We start from the raw sequence: 4,489 nt of genomic DNA, 5'->3' as shown, positions 1-4,489 counted from the left end.
CATGCGGAGTTAAACCATCCTGGCCATCCTGACCCGGCTCACCCTGATCACCCTTATCGCCCTTGGCGACGGTAACAACCTGACCATCGGAAAACTCGATAACCGTATTTCCATCAGCATCACTATATGAGCGATCAATAGTTACCGACTCACCATCGTCACCAGCTTCGCCCTTAGGAACAACCACAGTGTTTCCATCAGAGAACTCAATCACCAAATTGCCGTCAGCATTCAACTCAGAACCAACGACAGTAATCGACTCGCCAGCAGCCCCATCGGCACCGTCCTGACCAGCAGGAATCACAACAATATTGCCATCAGAGAAGACGATTGTGGTGGTTCCAGTTTCTGGGTCCACAGTATTGGACACGATTTCTACGGATTCACCGTTAGCACCATCTTTACCGTCTGCACCCGTGGCTGGCACACGTGTATCGGTCTCGCCGATCCACCAGTTACCGTTTTCACCAACGTATGGAGTCTCGCCGTCCTGACCATCCTGGCCGTCCTGACCATCTTGGCCCTTCTCACCATACGGGACAACAATCACTGTGCCATCAGAGAAAATGATGGTGATAGAGGTATCGCCTGGGATGGTTTCAACAATCTCAAACGGAGTCATGACGACATTGACGCGTGCGCTCAGGTCATCGGTTGTGCCGTCAGGATAGGTCGCAATGACTGGAACACGGAATACCATGCCTGGGGCCGCATCATCTGGGGCAGTGATCTCAAGAGCACCCGTAGCCGGATCCGTGATAGTGAAATCCCAACCAGAAGGGCCATCGAACTCCGGATTAATCTCGAAGTTCATTCCATCGGGAAGACCCGTGTCCTTAGTTTGATCGATAACGAGGGTTTCACCGGCCTTGATATTGACCCATTCGTAGCCTGGGTTATGGTCAGCTGCACCTGGAACATCGTCAACATAGGTGTAGCCCAGTGATTTCGAACGGACACCATTGGTAGCTACGGAGACCTCAACCTCGTCTTCAGTGGTGTCTAGATCTGCCCACGCTGGCGCTACGAAGGTTACTGTTCCAGCTTCAGCGTCGAGCTCAAACACGGTAATCGCGGTTTCGTTGACATAGATCGTGTCAATGTCTGCGAGATTTGTACCGGTTAACGTAACTTCATTGCCACCGGAACGAGGGCCTTGATTCGGATCGATGTCCAGAAGCTCCGGGGCATTGAGAATAGGGTCATCGATATCAGTCGCTTTTACTGTTGAGCGTGCCAGTGGAAGGTCAACGACTCCACCATCAGTGCCTAAACGAAGAACTTGTGCGCGAACAGGTACAACGCTGAAATCTTCGGAAGGGTCAGTCAGCGTTCCGCGACGAGCATTCGGGCGACCATCTACAGAACCTTGCGCTGCAATCAGCTCATTCGGTTGGGAGTTGATGGTAACCTGTGCGACCTCGCCCAGAACTTCATCGATCAAACCGCTTAGTCCCAGGACAGAGCCGTCACCCAGCAGGGCATTAACCGGCGTCAAAAGGTTGCCGATGATGTCATTAAGGATCGTGACCTGAAGGTTTCCGTCTTCATCAACGTTGCCAAGAATTGGGCCAAGACCGTTGACTAGTCCGTTTACAAGTGGATTGAGTAAGACACCAAGCAACCCACCACCGGTAACTGGAGCGGTACCAGCCAAGATTTGCGATAGCGTACCGTCAATCCTAGTCTTGCCCACAAGACCGCCAAGCAAGGAAATTTCAATTACTAGGCGGGTATCTAAAACCCCGTTGTTCAACGTGTCAGTGATTCGCTGGCTCAGAGAATCCAACAGGCCATCCACGGTGGAGGTAATGCGGGTGAGCTGCTCTGCATTCACCAGCGGTGTGTTAGGCTCTAGGTTGCTGAGGTTATCCCCATGGAGTTTTTCCAGGTTTACTTTGACTTCACCAGACTGCAGGTCAATAGTAACCAATTCGTCTTCGGACGTCAGGGGCTGGCCTAAGAGCTCATCGAGCGTCGCCTCGAGGTTTGTCGTCGCATTCAGCTCAATATTCCCTAGGCGCAGCGTACTAAGTAGCCCACTGACGAGGCCGACGATCTGACCGCCAACAAGTCCATCTTCACCTAGAAGGCCGTTGACGACATTATCGAGATCTTCGCCTAAGCCACCAGGCTTGACCAATCCGCCGACTTCTTCGACCAGCGGGCTGTGCAAGTACAGCTCAGCGTTAGCTACCGCGTATTCGGAAGTAACCTCGCCACCTTCAGCCTGTGCCATGGAGCTCACAGCTCCGAGACGAAGGGCAAGATCATCTGCGATGGTATCGGTAACTGGGCCCAGGCCGAGCTGGTTCAAGACCGCGGTCAGCTGCAGGTTCGTTTCAACGTTGCCAGCACCTTGAGTTGGATCAAGGTTGATGGCGCCATCTTCATCAACCACACCAGCAGCAGCATGAGCGGAGGTTGCGTCAGGGGCGGAGGCATAAGCACTCAGAACGCCAATGCCATCAGTGCCAAGCTGCAGTAGACCGTTGCCGGAGCCATCATCGACTAGCGGGAGAGTAATTCCGCCAAGGTTGAGGCGAATAGCCTGCAGCGCTTCCACGTCAAGCTGGCTGGTTTCTGGGCTATTGTTTTCGTTCCCTGTGAAGGACTGTTGTGCCTGGATAGCCTCGACTAGGCCGTCGAAAATGCCCATGTCCTCGGGGTGGACGAAATCACGCAATAGGGACAAATCGATAACTTGTCCTTCAGCGTGAGAAAGGACTGCTTCCTGGGCAGCCGCTTCTGCAACGAGGGAATGCTGGAAAAAGCTATTGGTAGGAACGGGAACAAGGGTGCCGCCCACGAGGGCGGTACTGGTTAGGGTAGCGATGCCGAGACGAAGCCATTTACGTTTTTGAATTAGCCGCGCGGACACACTAGGGGAATGCGAATGCATCAAGATCTCCTGCAGGTTCTGGCCGGGAATCGGGATAAGTCCCAGCATCAAAAGTTTGCCCAACAAAAGAAGTTGGGAACCAGCCATATTCTAGGCAAATTTTTAACCTAAATCTGCGGGCCCAAAATTGTGCAAATTATGAATTTAAAGCCATTTAATACATTGCTCTACCAAGGAAACTAAAAGTTGAAACTTAGTTAACAAGAGACACAATAGTCACAAGTGTTGAACAAAAATTGTCCCGACTAGGGCGGACATGTATTTACTCAACGCACAGCGATGTGACAGAAACGACATTTTCGCTTACCCCCGAAGGAGCTAGAGTTTCTTATATTTTGGGGCATTTTATACATAGTGCAAGTACTTAGCTTCCGGTTTGCATACGGTTGCGAGTCCCCAAAGCACTGTTGTCTTGAAAGACCAAAGGGTGCCGGGAGATAATCCTCCGGCACCCTTAATGCGATGAAAAATTAGGCTCTGATGGACTCAAAAGCCTTCAGCAAGACATCGGTTTCTTCTTCCGTTGTGGTGGAAATACGCACACCTTCTGGGAAGGCGCGGATGAGTACGCCAGCTTCGGCGAATTTGGCGGCGAGTTCTTGCGGTGGAAGTGGGAGGGCAGCAGCCGGGAGCCACACGAAATTCGCTTCGGAGGCGATTGCGCCCCAATCGGCGAAAGCTTTGGCGATGCGCTCACGGGCGATGACGGCTTCATCGATACGCTCTTTAAGCTCTTCTTTGGCATCTAATGCCGCAAGTGCACCTGCTTGCGCCAGGGAGTTCACAGAGAAAGGAATAGCTACCTTGTTGATCGCCTCAATGAGATTGCGCGGGCCGAAAGCATAACCCACACGAGCCCCGGCGAGGCCGTAAGCCTTAGAGAAGGTGCGCAGACCCACGACGTTGTCGTATTTTGCGATGACCTCAGTGCCAATCGGCTGACTTTCAGCGCGGTTGTACTCAAAATAAGCCTCGTCCAGGCCGACCACAACATTCGCGGGGATCTTGGCCATGAAGGCTTCAAACTCGTCGTTACTAATGGTGGTACCGGAAGGGTTATTTGGGTTGCAGATAAACACCAGGCTGGTCTTATCCGTAATGGCCGCTGCGAGACCATCCATATCTAGACCCTGCTCCGGGGTAAGCTCCACAGGCACTGGAGTTGCACCGACGACCTGCGCGAAGATTGGATAAGCCTCGAAGCTGCGCCATGGGAAAACCACCTCATTATCGGCAGTGGTGGTAGCGTGGACCAGCTGCTGGCACAACGCGGAGGAACCCGTGCCAACGGCGGTCTGTTCAAAATCCACACCTAAATGCTTGGCCAACGCGGTGCGCAATTCAACGGCGCCCATATCTGGATAGCGATTCACGCCAATTGCTGCCTCGCTCATGGCCTTAGCTACCGAAGGCAGCGGGGCATAGGAGGACTCATTGGATGAGAGCTTGACGGCATGATCCATGCGTGCGCCTGGTACATAAGCGGGGAGGTTGTCCAGATCTTTTCGGATCATTATCTATAGCTACCTTTTCTTGTGCTTTATTAAACGCTGCAGGTTTATAGGGTGTGACCGCGAAACCTAGCTT

At 52.6% G+C, this 4,489-nt stretch carries 2 protein-coding genes; both read right to left on the bottom strand.

What is annotated here, in order from left to right; all coding sequences use genetic code 11:
- The coding region (locus L0H14_RS11830) for a choice-of-anchor G family protein (protein WP_301421926.1) at positions 1 to 2,989 on the bottom strand (2,989 nt) is incomplete at its 3' end.
- A 383-nt stretch (positions 2,990 to 3,372) separates the two neighbouring features.
- The gene (gene hisC / locus L0H14_RS11825; RefSeq protein ID WP_006822242.1) at positions 3,373 to 4,416 is read right to left on the bottom strand and encodes a histidinol-phosphate transaminase; all 1,044 of its coding nucleotides are present in this window, start codon (positions 4,414 to 4,416) and stop codon (positions 3,373 to 3,375) included.
- Positions 4,417 to 4,489 lie beyond the last annotated feature (73 nt).

Origin of the sequence: Yaniella sp. (assembly GCF_030453185.1) — a bacterium.
In the GTDB taxonomy this organism is placed as follows: domain Bacteria; phylum Actinomycetota; class Actinomycetes; order Actinomycetales; family Micrococcaceae; genus Yaniella.
This window is presented reverse-complemented; position numbering and strand designations above follow the sequence as displayed.